Below are 21852 nucleotides of genomic sequence, written 5' to 3' on the forward strand. Positions count from 1 at the left end.
ATCATCATAAAAAAGACCTTTTATTTTAAAATAAAAGGTCTTTTTTTATAAACATATATGTATTAAGATTTATATTTTTTTACTGTACAAGGAATAGTTACAATGTACAAATCTATAGCATAGATTGTAACCCAGATACCTTTACCTTCAGCTTCTAACTTTTTATCTAGTTGAGACAAATGCTCTGAAACTTTTCTTTTTCCCCATCTTCTAGGAAACCATTGAAAAACCTTAGGAACATTATATTTTTTATTATACCAAGTATTCAATCTCCAAAAAATGAAAAAAACCAAAACAATAATTATGATACGAAAAATATCAGAATATGAAATTCCTAAAACCATATTATATTTTCTCCATTTCCACTAAAACTCAGATAATTTACTTCTTAATTCTAATTCATCCTCTGTTTCGAAACCCTTAAATAATAAATGAATTATTTGATTATGATTAAAAAACACATTATATTCTTTTGATAAATTACCATGAGGATATGGACAAGAAACATAATCGCATAATTTATTATCAGCTTGTTGTTGCTTTCTTCCATAAATCATAAGAGGTTGATTAATTTCTTCTATAAGAGCTACAGAACCAATTGGTAATAATTAGCCTCCAATTGGAAAATAAGGGACAAACAAGGACAATCTACTCAGCTACCCTAAGATTTTAATGGTTTAATATTTTGATTTTCAAGTTTTCCTTCACAAATTCCTGTTAACACTGATAATAAGAAAAATAGGCCGTAACGAGCGATCAATTTGATCATAAAGGTCATACGCTTCGCCAAGTGGAACATCCGAATCATGTGGCTGTTCACCCTGTAACAATTACTAACAGCAAGTAGAAAACGTTTGGATAAATAAAAAGCAAATAAATTATTAAAAGATTGTAACCCCTACTATAAGAAATACTATTATTACTAAAGGAAGAATGATAATCATAAAGGATATTATTATTGTTAATAATGCTTTCCATGCTGAAAATTGGTGTGCTTCCCCTAAACATTTTAAGGAAATAATGATTGTCCAAATTCCAATAACTATATCAATTATGGCAAAAATAAGAAACAAAATCGTTAAAGTTATGCTACTATCCATTTCCGGTGTCTCACTCGTAAAGTTTTCTATCCCAAACAAGAAAAATGAAGGCACCCAAACTAATATAAGAGAATAAACGTAAGGGATATAAGAATAGGCAACTGAGTAACGTGTTTTTTCAAATGTACCTTGTCCACCAAGTTTTTTTGCCACCCAATTAAATAACGCTGGTAGCAAAAAATAATAAATTAAGAAAGCAACGAAGGTACCGAATATAACCATTGAGATTATTGAAACTGGACTACTTATTGAATCCCCCACATTTTTAGAAGATGCTCGATCTAAAGTCTGTACGAATGAGCCTAGTAAAATGAGTAAAAACACATTCTTAGGTTTGGATATAAAAATTTCTTTCATTGTATCACGTGGTTTTATCCAAATGGAGAACCAAGGATTAAGTGCACGTTTAAATTGATTTTCTGGAGTTTCCATATAAAAAACATTCCCCTTTCTTAAAACATATTAAATGCAAATCCCTAATTATCCCAATTTTGTACATATAAATATTAAAGCATAAATAGTCGATTATTTAAATGTAAATAATCAATTATTTAATTTCATCTGAAACTTAGGGGGAGTGCTTCTTAGCAATTACCTCTATATTTTCTTACATTTTTAACTATGGGCTGATTAGTTACTTTCATTTTTGAGTACCTCACATTCTTTAATACACGGGATAAACAGCTATAATCTTATCATCAATAAGAACAAACCTAATTTCCATTCCTTCAGATGTTTTACCAGAATATAATCTTCCACTTATACATCTTTTATTGCTATAAGCCTCGTGAATGGCTTCCATAAGAAGAATGCAATTATACACTTGAAATGCAACAAATCCTCTTTAAAAGCCTATACGTATTTTCCCTCCATCTTCTATATGCTTACGTAAATAATAATACTTATGGAGTTCTATAATCATATAAAACAAAGCAAACGAAAACACTGTGCATGCAGACATAAATACAATTGCCCCCATCTGTTGTGTTGCAATGCTAAGAATTATATTAGCAATTAACTGCCCCAATCCCGCTGCAATAGCTGCTACTTTTACACCACCAGTTTCTTTCGATGATTTTGATTTTTTTCTTGGTTCCTGAAGTTTTTCAATATGATTTTTATAAAAATGATACAAAGCGAAACTATACAAACCAAATGAAAGAATAAAATAGATGGGAGTTTGTAATTGTAACACTTCATAAGCATATTTTTGAGTTATAACCAATAATCCGACTGAACATATGGTGCCATATACTCCTCGAAATAGAGTGTATTGTAATTGTCGTTTCCGAGGATTGATAGCAATCCATATCGCCCACAAATTTAAAAAAACAACTGGAGGAGTTACTATATATACATAGAGTAATTGAAAAGGATTCGCGAATGCAGGCAAAAGAACAAACACGTCTGCCCCCAAAAGGACAAGAACAATTACGTGGACTCTTATTTCATTTACAGCATAAAGAGTCATATAGTATTCAAAAACTTTTTTATTAAAATTTATACTTTTTTTCATGTTAATTAAACCACCCTGCTACTGTTGACCAAGTTTTTTTCATTTCCCCTTTAATACATAATGAGTAAAATATGAATCGGTTAATTTTACTAAACATATTATGAGATTTTGTCGCGAATTTTCAAACATCAAATCTTTCTATTGAATATTAGCATATAATCAATTCTAATCATGAAACATTCTACCTTTTATAATGATTTTGGATAAGTTATAAATAGTCTCTACCTATTAATATTGTATAATTCAATAAATTTGTTAAGACTATCTTCTAATCTCTTAATTGTGTTTGGATACTTTTTTGAATAATCCTCACACATTTTTTTAAAATAATGATAAAATGTTTGATAATCAATTATTACCTCATCACCACTGTATAATACAAATTCTACCCCTTCAAATGAATCTCCATTGGCAATATCATACTCATCCAAATCTCCTGGAAAAGTACATGCGCCATATTCCTCTCCAAATCCTACTCCTTCACAAACTGAATTGATTACCTTTAAAAATCTTTCATCATCTACCATATTAAACACTGCTTGTATAGGAAAATGGGTTAAATCTAGTAAATCCTCATCTTTTAATCTAAATTCTCTTTGCATACATATCTCTCCTCGTATATCTTTAATTTATTCTGGAAAAAAAGAAGAGATTTCTCCACCTTTATGGTATCCTCTCCAAGTTATTTCTTTACCGTCAACACCCGCCCCTTCTCTCGAAAGAACTCCATCACTGGTTTTTAATTTAGCGTCATTAGCTGCTTCAATTCCACGGTTAATAAATTCCTTATCACTTATAATTTTAGGATCATAAATGTTGTTTGTGAATACTTTATTTCCATACTCTCCTGTAGGGGTGCCATCCATATTTAACTTAGGCATATTGTATTCTACTGTTTTTACACCTAGAATTTTTGAAGGTGATTCACTGACTATTTTTAATATTGTTTTTAAAGAACTCTTCACTGTTGTGTGCTCCATCAATACCTCTCCCTCTCCCTCTCCTTCTTGGAACAGAGGGATCTATATTTTTAATATGATTTTCTAATTTAGGAGTCGCTTTAAACTTTCAAGTGATTTAATGGTGAATGTTTTTGATACTTTTTACCTATTATGGACATTAAAAAAGCTTATGCAGGTTATACATAAGCTTTTTTACTCATGATTAGATATTTTTCAAATGCTACACCTTAATGCAAGTCTTAAAAAGATTAAATATAATAGTCAGGATTTTCATCCATTTTAATTAAAAATTCTTCTAAAGAATCCGCTATTTTCTCATCTTCAGAGTAAGTAGGACATTGACCTAATTCATTTTCCTCTTTAAATTTAATTGTTAAAAAGTTAAGTTCTGTTACTTCAAAAAACACTAATGAATCATCATCTAGGTTTGGATTATATTCATAAATATCTTGCCTTAAACGGAAATCTGCAACTGAAATCGGGTCCATAAATCTGTTGAAAAACGTTCTTGTATCAGACTTAAAAAACCACAACCTATTTCTTGATAAAAGCGTTTCAGTTCTTTTGGAAGTTCCATTTGTAATAAGCTTTCTGCCTCATCTATCTCATCTTGATATATAGGATAGAAAATAGGTTTTTGTTTAGAACGGACACTTCTGTCTGCTACAACATATTCTTTTAAAAAATTAAACATAATTTTTAATACCCCCTATTAAAGAAGGGTTATTTTTAACGCTTCCTCAAGCATTGTATTAAAATCATTATATGTGTTCATTACCGTACCAGATGGTTTATCAAGTTCTAAATAAGTACCGTCTGATAAGCTCTTACAAAACCACGCAATATTTGAATCGCCAAAGAAAAGATACTCTTTTTGAAATTCATTTTCATACCAAATCTCATTGGTTTCTATAAGCCCGCAAATTGATTCGTCCCTTTCTGTATCTAACAAATAAGAGTCAACTCCATAAAGTACTAGCCCGTTAAAATCTAATCCATTTACAGTTTTAAGAAACTCCTCATATTCACTCGGTAGGTCAACATTATAACTCTCTTTCATGCGTTCTCTTAATTTCTGAACTTCACTATCTGTTGCTGGTGTATTCAGTTTATCATTAAAACTTTTCTCTATTTTTTCAATTTCTAAAACCATATTTTTCCACATATAAATTTCACCATTGCTTCAGCTTGAATCAGTTCAAAAATTTCTTTTTCATTTCCCTCATAATTGTTTAACATTCTTAGAATTTTTAAATCCTTTACATCCATGTCACTAACTCCTATCAATTATTTTAGGACTTTCTTTTACATGTTTGCTTCTGAATCCCATACCTCGATAAATTCAAAACCTTTTAAATCACTTTCTAACACTGTATTTCTAAATTCATCTGATACAAAAACGGAAGGAATATGTAATATTTCATTTAAGTAAACTTTAAATATTGTTTGGTTCTTAACCATATTAGGTAAGAATGCGTATTTTTTGAAATCTATTACTAAGCCAGAACGTAGTTTCTTTAGTATAGCTTTCTCATAGTTAATAGCATCTAGTGCATTTAAAACGTTAATTATATAATACACTTCTCCCGTCACATCATGAATTAGGGGAAGAAATTCTACATTATCACCAAGTATAGACTCTAAAAATTTTTTAGCTTTCCCACTAACCATTGGCGTACCAACTTCTCCCCAAAAATGAGGCAAATCACTTTGATTTCCTTCTTCTACACATTTAATACGTATTTCTCCCCATGAATCAGATGCTTTTACTGCCGAGTCAATTTTCCCTTCAAAATACTTTTTAGAATCTTCTTCTAAGTTCAATAGTTGAAAGGATTCATAGTCATCAAATGAACTCTTTAATTCCCAAATTTTCATTTTTACTCTCCTTTGTTATTTTTCTATTATAAGATTACTCTTTCTTCGGTTTATTTAATTTTAATTCACCATTCAATAAACGTTCTCTTATATCATGTAAGGCGTCAACAGCATCTTCTTGAGTACCGCCCCGTTTCTTAACAAGACTTAATACTCTCTCTACTTCAAGTATATACTCTGAACTATGCTTTCCTATGTGTAAGACTTCAGTAGTCACGTATTTATTAACTTTATAAGGTAAAAATACTCCATTAGCCGCCGAATCATGGTCTATCCCAAATTCCTTTAATAATTTTTGTGCCTTTTCTGCCCTACTATCATTCCAAGGTGTTAGATGATGTGCTGCATTAGAATATGGGGGTGGTTCAATCCCTGCATCCTTAAGTTCTTCACGTAATATTTTAGATGCTGTATACGAATCAGGATACTCATTTTTCACTTCAACTCTATCAAGAACTTTATCCGCATAATCTTTTATTACTTCTTGTACACCTTTAACTCTACTTCTTCCACCAGTTTCAGAAAACATAAATGTATCACGGGCTTCTTGTAAAACTTCAAATGTTTTTATCTGATTGCTACCAAAGCCACTAGTACCTGCGAATGCAAATCGTTCTTTCAATGGTAAATGATTCGAAACAGACGAAATACCTTCTGAGAATTTTGTTAGATTTGCAGTAGTTGCTACCTTCGATACTTTACTTAATCCTTTATCACCAATAAGTCCTAATCCAACTTGTGTTAAAGCATAACTTCCCCATTTAGCACGACTTTCAGCATCTCCATTTATTACATCATTAATAAATGAATCTGACAATGCATTATACATCGTACTAAGGGTATCAATAGGGTGCAAAGCAGCGTTCCCCATGTTTTCCCACGTTTCCCAATCTCCTAAAGCTTTTATTCCGTCTATTGTATCGCTAACTGCTTGTCCCGTACCATCTACAATACCGTCCCATATTTTTTCACCAGTAGATTTTTCTGGTAGCTTACCACACATTTCACCTTCTTCAATTGAATTGGCAGCTTGTCGTGCCCTCTCTTCTGTAATCGCTTGAATTGAAGTTGTCCATTCCATATTCAACCCTTGCATACTAAATGTACCACTTGCAGGACTAAACCCTTTCCCACTTTGGACTTCCGCAAGACCTGCAGCAATACTCGCTGCTAATTGAATTGCTGTACTATAATTATTACTAGAGGTCTGATTGAATTGATACAAATGATCCAGCTTTTCTTGCAGTTTTTTCCTCATAACAATAAAAAGATTTACCATGGCATCCATACCCGGCATTGGCATAGCTTGATTGACAGCTTCCATACTTGTTTTCATTCGGTCAATTTCCCGAATTTGTTCTAATATCTCGTGTTCAATTACATCTGCCTGAGCTACCTGTGATTGAAAGTCACTTGGAAAAGCATCATTTTGACGGATTAATTCTTCACACAAATAAATGATTCCTTGTGCCAAAGGTCGAAAGGTTTGTACAAAAAATGCTTTTGCACTACTATATGTTTGCCCTTGTAAAACAGTATCAACTGCAAAAGCGTCAATCGACTGAATGGCTTGTTCCATACCTTGAATAGTAGCGGTACATACAGCATTCATGCTTTGAGTTTGGCTTCGTACCTCTCCCAAATACATATTTAAACTCATGCATTGACCTCCCTTGTTAATTGTTGTTGTTGATAGGAAAGGGCGTTTTCTAAATCATTAAGGTCTCGTCTTTCTTTAAGCAACGTTTCTTTTTTGTTTTCCAATTCAAATGTGACTTTTCGTTCAATATGTTGTGCATCTTGATACGTATTCATAAAAAACTGGGACATTTCTCTATCACCATGCCAAGTTCCTAAAATTCGATCAAACAAACGACGATTTCGACTTCTACATTCATAAAAATCTGCTTCCGCTTGTTCTTGAGCTTGAATCGCAGATTGATTTCGGTCTTGTTCTTCAAATACACTTCGTAACTTTTGATTTACTTGATTAATTTGTTTTTCAATATCTTGACTCATCTTTTTCCTCCTACTATTTTACTTTACGTAGGTTGTCACATTAGCGAAAAGTATTGTGAAGTTCGTTATCCATTCTCTCAAATTCATTAGATACCGAATGAATATTATCAACCGCTTGTTGAAAGGCAGCGGAAAATTGTTTCGTCAAGTCTAACATTTGTTGATTCGCTTCTTGTGCTTTGAAGTTAACAGATAATGTTGTACGCGTCGCCTTTGTTATAGAACGAGTTGTTACACTTTGAATCCTATCAGAGGCTGATTCCATTTTCGTAGCAATTTGCGTTGCTGTTTGTAAATTACTTTGAAATTGTCCCATTCTTTCAAACCCTTTCTATAAGTTTTCCAAACGCATCAAAGAAATCTCATAAAATATATATCCCTATCAATATCACTCGCTCTAGGCATGCAATCAAATGAGCCATACAATATAAGCTGTATGGCTCATTTGAAATGCTTGTTATATAGATTATGACAATTTTTATTTCAAACCGAAATTACGTGATAATTCTTCATCATGAGAAGCAACAGCTTCTGCAGTTTTATTCAGCTGCATATTAATTTCTTGTAATAGCTGTGCAAAGTTTTGTACTTTTGGCTTTAATTCATTGAACTGTTGATCAAAACCTTCGAAAGCACGACCTTCCCATTCTCCTCTTAATTCATTTTGCAAGTTTTGTAGTTGACTTAAAATGTCCTCAATTTGATTTGCACCTTGTCCATATTGAGCCGCTTTTGATTTAAGCTCCTCTGGTGACATACGAATTTGTCCAGCCATTTTCATTTCCCCTTTAATACATAATAAGCAAAATATATTTTGGTTAATTTTACTAAATAGATTATAATGTATTATTTTGAACTTTTAAACACTTTATCTTTCTATTGAATATTAGAATATTAATATTCTACTTTTTCTTGCTTTACAAGATTTTATGCAAAAAAGACCACCAAAAGGCAGTCCCTCAAAACTCAATCCCATCCCTGAACTGACCCCATAAAGTTAGACAGGTCGTTTCATTAGGCAGCCTTTAGGGCATGAGTTCGATATTGTACCGGACTCATGCCTTTTAGTTTTGCCTTAATTCTTTTGTGATTATAATAATCGATATATTTTTCAAATTCTTGTTTAAAGTGTTCTATGCTTTCAAAATCTTTTAGATAAAGAAATTCAGTTTTCATAATACCAAAGAAACTTTCAATAACCGCATTATCGTAACAGTTCCCTTTACGAGACATACTTTGCGTAATCTTGCGTTCCTTTAGGGCGTGACGATACTTCTTCATTTGATAATGCCAGCCTTGATCAGAGTGAATAAGGAGTTCGTCTTCTTCTGTCAATTGTTGAAAAGACTTCTCCAACATCTTCGATACAAGTGAATAGGTTGGTCTTGAATCAATTGTATAAGCGATTATCTCTCCATTAAATAGATCTAACATCGGTGATAAGTAGAGCTTCTCGCCACATAATTTAAATTCTGTTATGTCTGTAACCCATTTTTCGTTCGGCTTTTCAGCTTTAAAATTACGTTCTAAAATATTTGGCGCAATCTTACCTACTTGTCCTTTATACGAGCGATATTTTTTCATACGAACTAGACTCTTTAAACCTAACTCTTTCATAATTCGTTGAACTTTTTTATGGTTGATTTTGTGTCCTTCGTTCATTAACTCATCGCGAATACGGCGATATCCATAACGACCTTGGTGTTCATCGTAAATGTTTTGAATTAAGGATCTTTAGCTCTTTATCTTTATCTGGTCGATTAGAATTCTGTATCCAGTAATAATATGTACTTCGTGGGAGTTCTGCTAATTTTAAAAGTGCCTGCACCGGAAATGCTTTCCTTAGTTCATAGATTACTTGCGCCTTATCTTGTTTGGTGATTTTTCCTTGTTTTGAACTAAGGCATTCAACTTTTTTAAATAAGCATTCTCCATACGCAAACGCTCCAATTCAGCTTGTAATGTTTCTACTGACTCTTCTGTTTGTGTTTGTTTCTTAATTGATTTTTGATTGTCCTTAGTCATAGATTGACGCCCCTTTTTCTTCGATTTAAGGGCGTCTACTCCTTTTTGATGTAGCTGAATACGCCATTTTCTAATAAGTCCAGGTGAAGAAATATTAAAAATGACTGCCGTTTCGTTTGGAGACGTCCCATTTTCGAACATATAATTTAGTACGTCTAGTTTATACTGTGCAGAATACGTTGTATAGCCTTTTTCAAAGGCCAGGATTCCATGATATTCAAATTGTTTTATCCACATGCGAACCACTTCGTGATTCGCTCCCAATGATTTCGCAATATCTTTTATACTCTCACTTCCATCTTGATAATGTATTACTGCATTCATTTTGTCTTCTGAAGTAAATTTAGTCATAAAAAAACTACACCTCCAATTGTTAGACTGTGTCTAACAATTGGGGTGCAGTTTTTTTATTGTTTCTTGCAAGTAAATTATTTATATTCCTGTCTATATAATTTAAACGAATAAATAGCTCCAATAAAAAATACAAAAGCTTCAAATAATATAAAGATTTGACGGAAATTCTCAATATCTTTACCAACTAAAGAAATAAATATAGCATTCATTAGAATTTAAGTAGTAAACATACGAGAAGTAATTTTTAAATAAATAGCATTTGTGCTTTCATCTGGTTTACCAATTTTTTTGTAAATAATAATAAGTGCAATTACTGAACCCAAAAATAGAAGTGCTGTAATTCCTACAACGATATTGAAATTGCCTGTACTTTCTAACATCCATTTATTTAATAGATCAATCATTATTATCTTCCTTTCCTACATAAGAGAATATTTCGTCCTTCTTTTTCACTATAATAAAAAAAGAAAAAGGAAAACATCGAACTTTCTTACAAACATTCGTGTATTCTTACAGTTTTGTCATTTTGTAAATGTATTCATCGCCTTGCCTTTCACTATTTTCTTTAGAAAACATAGTGAATTACGAGAAAGAGCGCTACAAGATCAACTTCCAAGGAGTAGTGCACTAAAACTCTTAATTAATGCAATTAGTTTGTTTTAAAGTAGTAAGTGGACAATACTTCTTAGTTGTAGAAAGTATCGAGATCCCTGTGCCAATTCCAGCGTTTGCTGCAGCTCTATTAATTGGTTTAGGAATAATCCTGCTTTGTTCTTAATTTAAGGAACTCCAAACAGCCCTACCTTTCAATTGATAAACCCTCAAGTGTATGAATGCTTGGAGGTTTCTTATAAAAAAAAGACGCCATAAGGCGCCCCCACAATTGGGTAGATAAGACTTTAGTTTTCCAATCTAAAGAAGTTTTGTATCAGCTCTTTGAGAGTATATCATAATATTCGGTTCATTTATTATGTATTTTTACATACCTATAAAAATCCCTCTATTTTCCACTTAATAAAATGAATTACCAATATTAATAAGATTCAAATAAACTTTTCTACAAATTCAAAACATTTACAAAATAAGAAAAGTGATATATTTAAGGTGCAAGTTATAAAAAATATTAAGGGGGATTTATTATGTTCAAGAAATTAGTAGTTGGAGCATTAGCAACTGGTATTAGCTTAATTGTTAGTGCATTTGGAACACCGTTTAATAATAGGATGCAGGTGTTAGCCATGTTACATAGTAAATTCGTTGAAGATTCGGTTCTGGTGCAAAAATGTTAGTTGAAAACATAGAATAGCAATTTTCTCTTCATTTCTATCTTATGAAGCTAAGCCAAACCATTTAGGAATAAATTCTTTCTGATTTTGGACAGACTTGTCCGGTAAAACAAGTTGCCCGTTTTTTATCATATGCATAGATTCGACACCACTCAATATAGAGATTGCTGTTTTAAATGACTTGAATCTCTACAGGATAGGCAGGGTTCTTATCTACTGTTATCACACGAGGTTTAGAAACATGCGAAAAAGCCAAGGCTTTCTTGAAAAAGCGCTTGACTGCTGGTTTATCTCTTGATTTACTTAGATAAAAATCAATTGTATTACCCTCTGAATCAACTGCACAATATAACTATATCCATTGACCTTTTACTTTTCTTTCAACTTAGGTCTTATATCTTTCTGTAACGTTTGTGAGGGATTTAAGTGTCAATTCTTTGTACGATAAATTTCAATGTTAAAATCCGCTTTTTTCTTTTTTCTTTTCTTCAGACCCTCTTATTGATTCTTCTAAACACTTCAATAATACGTCTTCACTTTTGCATCGAATAGCTTCATAAATTTTAGGTCCAATGTTCTCAGGCAATTGCCTAACTGCAACATAGAATCCACTAAACAACATTTCTAATTCACTTGCTGTAAACTCATACTTCTTTAACTCGCCTTCCGATTTGCGTACAGATTCATTCACCAGAGCATTCTGTGTTATATCTAACAAACATATTAAATAATCGTATAAACTTGCATTTTCTTATATATATTCAATAACTTGCAAACGTTCATTAGGAAATCTTCTCAACGCTTCCATTTTTATCTGTCTATAACTCGGAGTGTGCTCATGAATATCTGTTAAAAACTCTTCAGTGCTCATAACTCTTCCCCCTACATACTCATGTTATATATTTTAACATGTATAACTCGTCAGAAATAGAAACATTTATTTAGAATGCTAACGGATAACCATTTTTAATTTAATCCCATAGATGAGGTCTTTTTAAACCTAAAGCCCTCATATCTCTTAATAATTGCCCTGTATGTACGGCTTCATGATACGCCATTCTCATTAACATATCTCCAAGGTTTCTAGTATATCCTACATCTGAGCGATCTATTTTTATATTTTCAAGATCTTCCTCATTTAATCCCATTATAAAATCTAAGAAATTTTTTCGATAAGGTTTTGCAAAATCAACCTCATCTTGAATGGTTGTAAAATCGCGTGTATTGAAAGGATTTGGTTCATCATCGCTATAGGGCAAACTTTTTCTAGTCTTTAAAATTTCAAGATATAAATATTCAGCTTCTAAAACATGCCGTACTTGTTCTAATATAGTCATTGAAGATGAATCAGCCCTATGAAATAAAACCTCACTGGGAATAGAACTCCATAAATTTAAACTTCTCCGGCGTACTTCATTAGAATTCATAATTATTAGTTCAATTTTGTTCATAAAATAACTCCCTTTACACTTAACTAATTACAATGCTGTATCATTTTGAATCTTATCTAATCTTTTTCTATCAAATAAACCAAGACTTACACCTACGATTGATGATACTATCGCGAAAGCACCTGCAACTAAGAAGATTGACAAAACATTTATTGACTCAGCCAAAAAGCCAGCTATCATAGCACTAAAAGGTAAAGCTAAAAATGCTACCATTCTAGTAGAACTGATAACTCTTCCGAGCAACTTGCTAGGTACAGTCTCTTGTCGCAATGTAAACCAATTAATAGCTAATAAAGTAACTGATCCTTTAATAAAAATTTGACAGAATACTAAAATTACTAAGCTGAATTGAGAGAAGTACAGGAGCATCTGGGCAAGTCCTATAACAATCCCTGAATAAATAATAACATTTCCTCTTGGAATATGTTTAAATTTACTTGCAAAATAAACAGCCAAAATTGGTCCAATTGCCTGTAATGAAAAAATTAATCCAATATTTATAGGACTCAAGCCTAGATAATCTTTCAAGTAATACATAAAAAGAGATTCTACAGCTCCAAATCCTATATTAATACCAAAAATAACTAGAGAACCAACTAAGATAATTTTCGTTCCAAAGACATATCTTAGTCCTTCAACAATAGGTTTTACTAATTCAGGGCGTTTCTTCTCTTCTTCAGCAAAATCTCTAAATTTTAAAAATAAAAATATTGTTCCTGATAAAAAGAAGGCCACACTTGTTATTAATAAAACATTCGAATTCCCAAAAAGCGCTATTGCAATCCCCGCTACGGCAGGTCCCAAGAATGTGATAATCGTTTCGCTTAGTCTAAAGAATGAGTTACCTTGAATAAGATCCTCTTTAGATAAGATTTCAGGAACTGCAGATTCAAAACTAGGATGATGAAAAGCTGCTAAAGCAGATAAGGTAAAAGCGGCAATATATATAACTATTATGCTGTTATAACCACTTAAAAAAAGTATAGGAACTACGAGTACAAAAAGCGCTGAAGCATAGTCTCCTATTATCATTATCTTCTTTTTAGACATTTGGTCTGCTAATGCCCCACCTATTAAACTAAAAATAACTTGGGCTCCAAGCTCTAATGCTAGTACGAAGGCCATTTTACTTGGAGAATGGGTTAAATCATAAACAATTAATGGAATTGCTATAGTGAAGAACCACATTCCTAATTTACTTATTGTCATCCCAGAAAAAAGTATTACATAATTCTTATTTAAAAAAACTTTAGGTAGCATATCAAATCACTTCACTTCACTTTTAACTTCACTTCACTTTTAACTACTTGACCACAGAGAGGACAATCTAACATTTTTTCCCACGAAGAAACAGTATTAGTTTCTAGGGTTAAAAAGTCCACTTCCATAACTTTCCCTAAAGAAATAGGTTGTGCAATCTGCGTTAAAATTTTTAATGCTTCATTAACAATTGTTCCAGCTACAATAGCTACGTTTGGACTTATAGCAGCATTGTTTCTAGTAAACTCCATGTTATTCATAGCTTCTAATTGCTCGTCTTGTTTATCGTTTAATTGTCTTGCATAATTAATGTGACATTGTACACAACCTGTCTTAGAAGGAATCATAGAAAAGAATCTACCACGAGTATTTAATACTCCACCATAAACCATTGGCAGATTACATTTAACCACACCTTCGTTTACCCAGTTTGCAATATGTAATGTTGGCTTATCTGCAACACATATCACAAGCTCAGTTCCTTCAATATGTTCAATCACATCTTGAGGTGACTCTATTTTCTTATTTATAATTTGAAGATCCACATTAGGGTTGAATTGGGATATTCGCTTTTTAGCCATTTCAACCTTACTATTCCCTATATCTGATTCCGAATAAAGCAACTGTCTATTAAAATTACTTAATTCAATATTATCAAAGTCCAGAGCTTTTATATTATGAAATCCTAATGCTGCCAAATGATACAGTACTTGTGTTCCAAGTCCTCCTACACCAAGAAGTGCAATAGGCGTTTCTAAAATCTTTTCTTGAATTTTATATTTATCTTCTCCGAATTTGGTGAATAGTGAAAAATAATTTATATTCGCTTTATATCTTTCTAAGGTGTAATCATTGAGTTCTGGTACAATTGAATTATCTTCTAAATAACCTTCATTTCCTAAAACTTTTATAGCCTCAATAATTTCATTTGAACTAATATCAGGAAATTCTTTTTGTACTTCTTGAACGATGTTTGGAATGTTTCTCTGGCCATCTAATTTATTTATTAGAAATGAGATGCTACCAGTAGGGTCTGGAATTATACCTGCTAAACCTTCTTCTTCACCAATTTGAATTTCTTTATTTAGGAAAAAATAAGGGATAGTTTCTTTAAATTTTGGTTTCATTTTATAACATCTCCTTAATTAATTGATTAATTAAAAAATTAAGAAGAACCGGAAATCCGGTTCTTCTTAATGACTTAACCTGGTACATTAGTAAGTGCATTAGCAGCAACTACTTTTTTAGAAGCTTTTTTTACTTTAACGATCATATGTAATCACCTCCTACATTTGATAAATCTAGCATAACACACAAAAAAGAGAAATTACATAATAGTCTGATAGTTTCAGGTTGAGAAACTTTTTTTTGAAAATTATAGAAATAACTATTTTTAGTAGTTTATTCACCTGTAAAAAATCAATCCATAAGCAAGTTTAAGTCTTGATAGGTTAAGTTTCCATTTGAATGTAATAATTTCCCCTGTTTAAAGGTGCTGCTTATCTTATCAAGGTTTGTTAGAATATTCCTAAAAGCTGAAGATCCAAGACTCACTCTCTCAATTTTTAGTGTCTTTATGTTTTGCATGGAATTTAAGTTTTCACTTTGAAGCAAATTTATAGGTAACTCTATATTTTCTCTAAGTACTTTTATTGTCTCAATATCCTTAACTCCAGGAATAAAAATACAATCTGCTCCGGATTTTTTATATTCTTCTGCACGAACGATTACATCCTTAATACGATCTTTTAAATCGCCAATATCTAGCCAAAAACTATCAATTCTTGCATTTATGAAAAGATGAGGCGAATAAGCTTTAATAAAGTCTAAAATGACCTTTTGCTCATTAATTTCTCTTAAATACGTACCTCTCCCATCCTCTATATTTATACCTACCACTTCAAATTTTTCTAACTCATTTAATATTTTTCGTAAATCAAAAATATTAGCGGCATATCCTCCTTCAATATCAGCTGAAACAGGAAGTTTGGTATTTTTCGAGATATTACTAATGGAATTTAACATTAACTCTAAAGGAATCTTCTCGCCATCTGGATAACCTAAGGTTGCTGCGATACCAGCACTAGTAGTCCCAATCGCTTGAAAATCGTTTCTCTCAAAAATCTTAGCACTTGATGCATCCCATGCATTTGGAAGCATTAATGGATTGTTTTGATCATGTAACGTTCGAAATAACTTAATTTTCTCTTTAAATTCCAATTTAAACACCCTTTAGTAAATTATTTTTTTAGTTTTACACTTGACTTTTTTTGCACCTACTAGTTATGTTGTTTTACATAACGGATTAAATTAGATCTTGCAGAAAGGATAGGTGTGAGTATATGAAAATTGCGATAGTAGGTTTAGGACCAAGAGGTATATCAGTATTTGAAAGAATAGTCTCTAATATTTTATCTGAATTAAAATCAGAATCTTATGAAATTTCCTTGGTTGATCCACATCCTCCAGGTGGAGCTGTATGGAGAACAGACCAGTCACCTCAACTTTTAATGAATACAGTGGCTTCGCAAATAACTTTATTTACTGATGATAGCGTCCAGTGTCGGGGTCCTATCGTTAATGGGCCTAGTCTATTAGAATGGGCAAATGAATTAAGGGATAAAATTGACACTTTGGATATGCCCACCGTTATTACAGAAGAAATTTATTCCTTAGAACCTAACTCTTACCCTACAAGAGCTCTATACGGCTATTATCTTAAAGATTCATTTAATACTATTCTTGAAGAATTACCCTCAAATATTAAGATTAACTTAATTCAAGACACATTAATTAATCTCTATCCGAACAATGAAGATTATACTTTATTTCTTAATAAGTCTTTAACACCAATTAAAGCTGAAAAGGTTATCTTTACAACTGGGCACTCAGATCAGAAATTAACTTCAGCTGAAGAACATTTCTTTGAGTTTGCTAATAGTAACAACCTAAATTACTTCCCACCATCCAATCCAGCAGATGTTAATTTAGATTCAATAGAACCTAAAACTCCCGTAATAATAAGGGGATTAGGCCTTAATTTTTTTGATTACATGTCACTTTTAACAAGTGGGAGAGATGGAAAGTTTGAAGAAATTAATGACAAATTAAATTACATTCCCTCTGGTAAAGAACCTTTATTAATTGCAGGTTCTAGGCGAGGCTTACCTTATCACTCTAGGGGACAAAATCAAAAAGGTTCTTCAGAAAGACATATCCCACTATTTCTAAAAAATGAAGTTATCGAGCAGTTAAAACATAAAAATAACCTAAGCTTTAAAAAAGAGATATGGCCTTTCGTAAAATTGGAAGTTGAAAGTATCTATTATACAACTTTAATTCGCAATCTCTATGGAATAGAAAAATCTTGTCAGTTCCTTTACGAGTTTGTTAATTGTGCCATAGAATACCATAAGGATCTTTTAATCAACTTTGGAGTAAAATCAGAACTATTTTTTGATTGGCACAAAATTAGTTGTCCTTATGGTGATAAAAAATTTAATTCAATAACAGACTTTCATAATTGGTTAGATACTTACTTACATAATGATATTAACGAAGCAAACCTGGGTAATAAAAACAGTCCACTAAAAGCCGCATTAGATGTTTTAAGGGATATCCGAAACGAAATAAGAATACTTGTTGATCATGGAGGAATAAATGCTGAATCTTATAAAGAAGAGTTACGCAATTGGTATACACCTTTAAACGCATTTCTTTCAATTGGCCCTCCTGTTCAAAGAATCAAAGAATTGAGGGCATTAATAAGAGCCGGAATTTTAGTTTTAGTTGGACCTGAAGCAACTGTAGCTACTTCACCTATAAATAAAGATTTTAAAATTAGCTCTAACCGTGTTAAGGATTCGATATTTCATGCAAAGAACCTAATTGATGCTAGACTACCCTCAGTTAATATAAATCAAAGTAAAAATATTTTAATCTCAAATATGTTAAAAGCAGGTCTAGCCTCAGAATTTAAGATTGCAACGAACAATAATTATATTTTTGAAAGTGGAGGTTTAGCAGTGACTCCCCCCCCAAATAGATTAATAGATAAAAACGGTAAAGTTAATCCTAATTTATACTCCTTTGGAATTCCAACAGAAGGCGTTCATTGGGTAACTGCTGCGGGAGCGCGACCAGGGGTTAATTCTGTAACACTCCTTGAATCCGATTCAATTGCAAGAGATGTTCTAGGCTGCAATATTACAATTAATAATGTGTATAAGCAGACCATTAGCTGAGGAATTATTCCTCAGCTAATGGTCTTAAATTGGTTTTATGTATAACTCAACCACTTGTTATAAACATCATCAACAAACTTTTCACTCAACCCTGTGTATGATTCTGGATTAGTAAGGGAATTTATCTCTTCATCGCTAAAATACTTCTTAATTTCATTGTCTTCTAATAAAATATCTTTTAAATCTTTGTCTTCTTCAAAAGCTCTCATTGTTAATTCGTACAATAAATCATGGGCAGTAGTTCTACCAATTATCTTCCCCAATTCTAACATTACGTTCTCAGATACTATTAAACCTTTGGTAAGAAAAAGATTCTTTTTCATTTGTTCTTCATTTACTATTAAGTTTGTTAAGACATTTTTAAGTTGTTCTAATGCGCCGCTTAAAGTTATGCAAATTTCCGAAATATAAGACCATTCAGATTGCCAAAATGTAACATCTCTTTCGTGTTTCTGAATCATACTGTCAATAGCTAAAGTTGATTTTCTATTGACTATTTTAGTTAATCCCACAATATAAGAGCAAGTCATAGGATTTCTTTTATGCGGCATAGTGCTACTTCCTACTTTACCAGAATGGTACCCCTCTTCTACTTCTCTAATCTCTGTTCCTTGAAGGCTTATTATTTCTTCTGCAACTTTAGCTGTAGTTGCTCCAATCATATTTAAAATCATGCTAAATTCTGCAAATCGGTCTCTAGACGTGTGCCAAGATACTAAGGGTTCAATTAGGTTTAAATTTTTTACATACTCTTTTCTAACAGCTAACCCTTGCGCTCCTAATGAAGCTAAAGTACCAACTGCACCTCCCAGTTGCCCCACTAAATATCGGTCTGCACCTTGTTGTAACCTTTCTAAGTGACGACCAAGTTCATCTGACCATATAGATATCTTATATCCAAAAGTAATCGGTAAGGCATGCTGACCTAACGTTCTGCCTGGCATTACTGTTGACTTATATTGCTGGCTTAATCTCAAACATATCTTTAATATTTCTTGAGTTTGATTATAAATAAGTTCATGAGCACCTTTAATTTGCAGGGTAAGTCCCGTGTCAATTATATCTTGTGTTGTTGCTCCCCAATGAATGTACTTACGTGATTCTTCATCACATAAACTCTCGAACTCATGTAGGAATGCTACAAAGGGGTGTCCAGTTTTTTTCATTCCTTCTCTAATCTTATTAAAATCAAGTTTATTTTGGTCAGCTGCATTTGCAATATTAGTCGCTGCATTTTGAGGTATAATACCTAATTTAGCTTCAGCTTTTGCTAAGGCAACTTCTGAATTAAGCCACAATTGTATTAAATTCTCGTCTGAAAAATTTGTTCTCATTTGTTTTGTACCAAACTGGTCCTTAAAGATTTCAGAATCAATTGGTGTCGAATTCATTAGTATCACCTTTCTTTTTCATTAATTTAAGATAAAATATCTACTATTGATATTAGCATATTAATGTAAGTAATTTGTCTTAAAATTGATTTTATATATTTTTGAAACCTAAAATGAAAAGGAATACGGGAACAAAAGAACAAAAAAACACAACAGATAAAAGATTCTTTTCGTAACAAACGAAGGGATCTTTTATCTGTTGTAAGAACCATGGGTTCCCAAGAATACTTCACCTATCATTTATTCATTTCCTGTTCCCAATTATCAACTTAAATATCCGCTACTCCCTGTTCCAATGGCTACACATCTCCTTTTGTTACTGTAGCTTGTTCATATAACGTGTTTAACGATGTTATTCCCCATAAAGAAAAAGATAATCCACTTAAAATTGTAATCTCGATGACAGTTTTCCCCTTACCTTATATAACGTAGAAAGCTGAAAAAGTACTTGTTATATTGTTATTATTCCTTCATACTCGTCTCTACATAGTCTAAATTCAATTCATTAAATTCTTCTAATGTATCTAACGCTCTAACGTATTCTATGGGGGTATTTCCTTCTTTGTTGGATAATAGCTTGTTGTATTTTCCCATCTGTTTGCAATTTTTCGACAGCAATGTCTCATACGATATGAAAAACTCTACTAGGGTGTCTTTTACCCAATATTCAAAAGGTTACATGTGTTTGCTGACTAAAAATTATTTCCTTATAAAGGATAGAATCACAATAATTATGCATATAATTCCGCCTAAAAGCTTGTCCTATTTCAGTGATTTTGTCTAAAAAATTTTGCGTATTTTTTTAACTGTGTTCCTTTAAAATTTCTCATGAGTCTGTTCAGTTTTTTAAAGTGTAACTTTGTTTAAAAAGCTTTGCAACAGAATTACTACCAGTAACACTCGTCATATAATTAATAATTTGTTGTATATATTCAATATTAATAATAGGCCATTGAATACCTAATAATTTTAGTGTTTTTTGAGTTTCAGTCGAATCAAGATTTATTGGTTTATAACAATTATCTTTTGGTTCTTCAAATGTCATGAGGTTTTGAATATCTTCCTGTTTCTTTTTATCTTTAGAAAGTTCTAAAATAAATTGTTGATACTCTGTTTCAGAAATTACTTTAATTGGATATCCCATTGAATTTAGTAATTTTACAAGTACATTTAAATTTAACGTAAGATGATTGTATATATGATTTACGCAATTTTTGCTATTTTCATGTATTTCATTTGAAGTTACAAACCCTGTGATAATTTTGCTGCAATAATCTACAGGTGTAAACTCAACTTCACTTGATAATAATACATCTGTCACGATACCATATTGTAATATAAATTTTAATTTGCTCATAAATGCATTTTCGGTGAAGTTATATTGATGTTGTCCATCAATATATCTATTTGTAAGATTTCCTACTCTATAAATAGTAGCATCTGTTCCCGTTAATATTGCCTTGAATATTTCATATTCCGCCAAAAATTTACTTTTCACATACACATTATCTTTGTAATTTTGTTTTACATAAAAATCGCTTTCTTTAAATATTGTTTCCGTTTCATTTAATACAAATTGTCCGGCTACACCAGTTGTAGATATATGATGTAAATCCTTAGTATCACCAACAAATGCAAGAAGTTCTTTTACCGCCTGGACATTTGCTCTTTCAAATTCACTATACTCGCCAAAATGTTTTGTTAAAGCTGCAGCATGAATAACAGTTGATATTTGTTGATGAAGCTCCTTATATAATTCGTTTTCTAATCCCATATTTTGTTTAGCTAAATCACCTTGTACAATAAAGATACGTTGATTTACTAAAGATTGATAGCTTACAAATTTATTTTTAAAATAAAATTTTAACATGTGTAATAAACGATTATTTGCCTCTTGTTTATTTTCCCCACGAACTAAACAATATATCTTACATTCTGTAGTATCCAATAGTTGTTCTAGTAGGTGAATACCTAAGAATCCTGTAGCACCTGTTAAAAGTATTTTGCTATTATTACTAAATTCGTGTCTTTTTGTTTTCTTTAGCTTCTTTGGAGGAGTTGTCAATTTAATATCTAATGTATCTGAATGTGAATTTACTTTATATCCATATTGAATTTTTTTAGCTATATTATTAATTGTTTTTAATTCAAAGTAATCTTTAATAGTTACATTCCAACCTTCAGAAAATGTTTTTACTAAAGTACTCATAATTTTTAAAGAGTGCCCACCTAGATCAAAAAAATTATCATTTATCCCAATGACAGAGGAGTCAATCCCTAATACCTCTGACCAAATTTCTACCATTTTTTGCTCTACTCTATTCCGAGGTGCTATATATCCCTCGTTCGTTTGTATAATAGAGGCC

At 31.8% G+C, this 21852-nt stretch carries 23 protein-coding genes and 6 pseudogenes; 3 read left to right on the forward strand and 26 right to left on the reverse strand.

The features are described 5' to 3' along the window. Positions 1-62: 62 nt before the first annotated feature. From MR160_RS15405 to MR160_RS15480, 18 genes and pseudogenes are all read right to left on the reverse strand, one after another. Positions 63-344, reverse strand: a complete 282-nt coding sequence (locus MR160_RS15405) for a hypothetical protein (protein ID WP_000242739.1) — start codon at positions 342-344, stop codon at positions 63-65. Between the two features lie 21 nt (positions 345-365). Next, entirely contained in the window at positions 366-557 is a 192-nt protein-coding gene (locus tag MR160_RS15410) for a DUF4176 domain-containing protein (RefSeq protein WP_000639126.1), read from the reverse strand. 104 nt (positions 558-661) lie between these two features. Beyond that, the gene (locus MR160_RS15415) at positions 662-808 is read right to left on the reverse strand and encodes a hypothetical protein (RefSeq protein ID WP_000620647.1); all 147 of its coding nucleotides are present in this window, start codon (positions 806-808) and stop codon (positions 662-664) included. A gap of 73 nt (positions 809-881) precedes the next feature. Next, entirely contained in the window at positions 882-1532 is a 651-nt protein-coding gene (locus tag MR160_RS15420; RefSeq protein WP_000449709.1) for a Yip1 family protein, read from the reverse strand. Positions 1533-1944: 412 nt separating this feature from the next. After that, positions 1945-2616, reverse strand: a complete 672-nt coding sequence (locus MR160_RS15425) for a hypothetical protein (protein WP_242297677.1) — start codon at positions 2614-2616, stop codon at positions 1945-1947. Between the two features lie 221 nt (positions 2617-2837). Next, positions 2838-3218, reverse strand: a complete 381-nt coding sequence (gene cdiI / locus MR160_RS15430; RefSeq protein WP_098578397.1) for a ribonuclease toxin immunity protein CdiI — start codon at positions 3216-3218, stop codon at positions 2838-2840. 27 nt (positions 3219-3245) lie between these two features. Further along, positions 3246-3596: a CdiA family toxin C-terminal domain-containing protein gene (locus MR160_RS15435; protein WP_001999206.1), complete on the reverse strand. Its 351-nt coding sequence runs from the start codon at positions 3594-3596 to the stop codon at positions 3246-3248. Between the two features lie 230 nt (positions 3597-3826). Further along, a pseudogene (locus MR160_RS15440) lies at positions 3827-4272 on the reverse strand (SMI1/KNR4 family protein). Positions 4273-4290: 18 nt separating this feature from the next. Next, entirely contained in the window at positions 4291-4743 is a 453-nt protein-coding gene (locus tag MR160_RS15445; RefSeq protein WP_000265805.1) for a YrhA family protein, read from the reverse strand. Next, positions 4722-4847, reverse strand: coding sequence for a hypothetical protein (locus MR160_RS34865; protein ID WP_000382634.1), 126 nt, complete (start codon positions 4845-4847; stop codon positions 4722-4724). The genes MR160_RS15445 and MR160_RS34865 overlap by 22 nt, the downstream gene beginning before the upstream one ends. Before the next feature lie 36 nt (positions 4848-4883). After that, entirely contained in the window at positions 4884-5456 is a 573-nt protein-coding gene (locus MR160_RS15450; RefSeq protein WP_000707085.1) for an imm11 family protein, read from the reverse strand. Positions 5457-5490: 34 nt separating this feature from the next. Continuing rightward, a complete protein-coding gene (locus MR160_RS15455; RefSeq protein ID WP_086413384.1) occupies positions 5491-7116 on the reverse strand; it encodes an AHH domain-containing protein in 1626 nt (541 codons plus the stop codon). Continuing rightward, positions 7113-7475, reverse strand: coding sequence for a DUF3958 family protein (locus MR160_RS15460; protein WP_000076127.1), 363 nt, complete (start codon positions 7473-7475; stop codon positions 7113-7115). Before MR160_RS15460 ends, MR160_RS15455 begins: the two co-directional genes overlap by 4 nt. 40 nt (positions 7476-7515) lie before the next feature. Continuing rightward, a complete protein-coding gene (locus MR160_RS15465) occupies positions 7516-7791 on the reverse strand; it encodes a TIGR04197 family type VII secretion effector (RefSeq protein ID WP_000529661.1) in 276 nt (91 codons plus the stop codon). Positions 7792-7953: 162 nt separating this feature from the next. Next, positions 7954-8250: a WXG100 family type VII secretion target gene (locus MR160_RS15470; protein ID WP_086413382.1), complete on the reverse strand. Its 297-nt coding sequence runs from the start codon at positions 8248-8250 to the stop codon at positions 7954-7956. Positions 8251-8361: 111 nt separating this feature from the next. Further along, a pseudogene (locus tag MR160_RS35135) lies at positions 8362-8463 on the reverse strand (ornithine cyclodeaminase); the annotation flags it as partial. 26 nt (positions 8464-8489) lie between these two features. Next, positions 8490-9851, reverse strand: a pseudogene (locus tag MR160_RS15475) (IS3 family transposase). A gap of 77 nt (positions 9852-9928) precedes the next feature. Beyond that, positions 9929-10258, reverse strand: a pseudogene (locus MR160_RS15480) (6-aminohexanoate hydrolase). Positions 10259-10397: 139 nt separating this feature from the next. Here MR160_RS15480 and MR160_RS35330 point away from each other — a divergent pair. Then, positions 10398-10514, forward strand: a pseudogene (locus tag MR160_RS35330) (transposase); the annotation flags it as partial. Positions 10515-10993: 479 nt separating this feature from the next. Then, positions 10994-11143, forward strand: coding sequence for a hypothetical protein (locus MR160_RS15485; protein ID WP_000473828.1), 150 nt, complete (start codon positions 10994-10996; stop codon positions 11141-11143). Positions 11144-11182: 39 nt separating this feature from the next. Here the strand turns inward: MR160_RS15485 and MR160_RS15490 are convergent. The 6 genes and pseudogenes from MR160_RS15490 to MR160_RS15515 form a co-directional block, all read right to left on the reverse strand. Continuing rightward, positions 11183-11516: pseudogene (locus MR160_RS15490) on the reverse strand (DDE-type integrase/transposase/recombinase); the annotation flags it as partial. A gap of 81 nt (positions 11517-11597) precedes the next feature. Continuing rightward, a complete protein-coding gene (locus MR160_RS15495; RefSeq protein WP_001005923.1) occupies positions 11598-11831 on the reverse strand; it encodes a hypothetical protein in 234 nt (77 codons plus the stop codon). 280 nt (positions 11832-12111) lie between these two features. Then, a complete protein-coding gene (locus MR160_RS15500; RefSeq protein ID WP_001033111.1) occupies positions 12112-12591 on the reverse strand; it encodes a DinB family protein in 480 nt (159 codons plus the stop codon). 27 nt (positions 12592-12618) lie between these two features. Further along, positions 12619-13851 (reverse strand): MFS transporter, encoded by a 1233-nt coding sequence (locus tag MR160_RS15505; RefSeq protein WP_000937089.1) that lies wholly within the window; start codon positions 13849-13851, stop codon positions 12619-12621. 11 nt (positions 13852-13862) lie between these two features. Further along, positions 13863-14978, reverse strand: a complete 1116-nt coding sequence (locus MR160_RS15510) for a HesA/MoeB/ThiF family protein (protein ID WP_000802789.1) — start codon at positions 14976-14978, stop codon at positions 13863-13865. A gap of 292 nt (positions 14979-15270) precedes the next feature. Then, positions 15271-16071, reverse strand: a complete 801-nt coding sequence (locus tag MR160_RS15515) for an isocitrate lyase/PEP mutase family protein (protein WP_000394562.1) — start codon at positions 16069-16071, stop codon at positions 15271-15273. A 122-nt stretch (positions 16072-16193) separates the two neighbouring features. Between MR160_RS15515 and MR160_RS15520 the strand changes: the two genes are divergently transcribed. Then, a complete protein-coding gene (locus MR160_RS15520) occupies positions 16194-18095 on the forward strand; it encodes an FAD/NAD(P)-binding protein (RefSeq protein ID WP_000684560.1) in 1902 nt (633 codons plus the stop codon). Between the two features lie 35 nt (positions 18096-18130). On the opposite strand, the gene purB is transcribed toward MR160_RS15520, so the two are convergent. Further along, positions 18131-19486 (reverse strand): adenylosuccinate lyase, encoded by a 1356-nt coding sequence (gene purB / locus MR160_RS15525; RefSeq protein WP_001089379.1) that lies wholly within the window; start codon positions 19484-19486, stop codon positions 18131-18133. Between the two features lie 838 nt (positions 19487-20324). Continuing rightward, positions 20325-21852: SDR family oxidoreductase (locus MR160_RS15530; protein ID WP_242297679.1), on the reverse strand; the 1528-nt coding region annotated here is incomplete at its 5' end.

The organism is Bacillus cereus group sp. BfR-BA-01382 (genome assembly GCF_022663475.1).
Classification (GTDB): Bacteria; Bacillota; Bacilli; order Bacillales; family Bacillaceae_G; genus Bacillus_A; species Bacillus_A thuringiensis_S.

What these genes read in the sequence shown, in the direction of transcription:
- MR160_RS15405 (WP_000242739.1), bottom strand. Translation starts at nt 344, where the DNA reads ATGGTTTTAGGAATTTCATATTCTGATATTTTTCGTATCATAATTATT.
- MR160_RS15410 (WP_000639126.1), bottom strand. Translation starts at nt 557, where the DNA reads ATGATTTATGGAAGAAAGCAACAACAAGCTGATAATAAATTATGCGAT.
- MR160_RS15415 (WP_000620647.1), bottom strand. Translation starts at nt 808, where the DNA reads ATGATTCGGATGTTCCACTTGGCGAAGCGTATGACCTTTATGATCAAA.
- MR160_RS15420 (WP_000449709.1), bottom strand. Translation starts at nt 1,532, where the DNA reads ATGGAAACTCCAGAAAATCAATTTAAACGTGCACTTAATCCTTGGTTC.
- MR160_RS15425 (WP_242297677.1), bottom strand. Translation starts at nt 2,616, where the DNA reads ATGAAAAAAAGTATAAATTTTAATAAAAAAGTTTTTGAATACTATATG.
- cdiI (WP_098578397.1), bottom strand. Translation starts at nt 3,218, where the DNA reads ATGCAAAGAGAATTTAGATTAAAAGATGAGGATTTACTAGATTTAACC.
- MR160_RS15435 (WP_001999206.1), bottom strand. Translation starts at nt 3,596, where the DNA reads ATGGAGCACACAACAGTGAAGAGTTCTTTAAAAACAATATTAAAAATA.
- MR160_RS15445 (WP_000265805.1), bottom strand. Translation starts at nt 4,743, where the DNA reads ATGTGGAAAAATATGGTTTTAGAAATTGAAAAAATAGAGAAAAGTTTT.
- MR160_RS34865 (WP_000382634.1), bottom strand. Translation starts at nt 4,847, where the DNA reads ATGGATGTAAAGGATTTAAAAATTCTAAGAATGTTAAACAATTATGAG.
- MR160_RS15450 (WP_000707085.1), bottom strand. Translation starts at nt 5,456, where the DNA reads ATGAAAATTTGGGAATTAAAGAGTTCATTTGATGACTATGAATCCTTT.
- MR160_RS15455 (WP_086413384.1), bottom strand. Translation starts at nt 7,116, where the DNA reads ATGAGTTTAAATATGTATTTGGGAGAGGTACGAAGCCAAACTCAAAGC.
- MR160_RS15460 (WP_000076127.1), bottom strand. Translation starts at nt 7,475, where the DNA reads ATGAGTCAAGATATTGAAAAACAAATTAATCAAGTAAATCAAAAGTTA.
- MR160_RS15465 (WP_000529661.1), bottom strand. Translation starts at nt 7,791, where the DNA reads ATGGGACAATTTCAAAGTAATTTACAAACAGCAACGCAAATTGCTACG.
- MR160_RS15470 (WP_086413382.1), bottom strand. Translation starts at nt 8,250, where the DNA reads ATGGCTGGACAAATTCGTATGTCACCAGAGGAGCTTAAATCAAAAGCG.
- MR160_RS15485 (WP_000473828.1), top strand. Translation starts at nt 10,994, where the DNA reads ATGTTCAAGAAATTAGTAGTTGGAGCATTAGCAACTGGTATTAGCTTA.
- MR160_RS15500 (WP_001033111.1), bottom strand. Translation starts at nt 12,591, where the DNA reads ATGAACAAAATTGAACTAATAATTATGAATTCTAATGAAGTACGCCGG.
- MR160_RS15505 (WP_000937089.1), bottom strand. Translation starts at nt 13,851, where the DNA reads ATGCTACCTAAAGTTTTTTTAAATAAGAATTATGTAATACTTTTTTCT.
- MR160_RS15510 (WP_000802789.1), bottom strand. Translation starts at nt 14,978, where the DNA reads ATGAAACCAAAATTTAAAGAAACTATCCCTTATTTTTTCCTAAATAAA.
- MR160_RS15520 (WP_000684560.1), top strand. Translation starts at nt 16,194, where the DNA reads ATGAAAATTGCGATAGTAGGTTTAGGACCAAGAGGTATATCAGTATTT.
- purB (WP_001089379.1), bottom strand. Translation starts at nt 19,486, where the DNA reads ATGAATTCGACACCAATTGATTCTGAAATCTTTAAGGACCAGTTTGGT.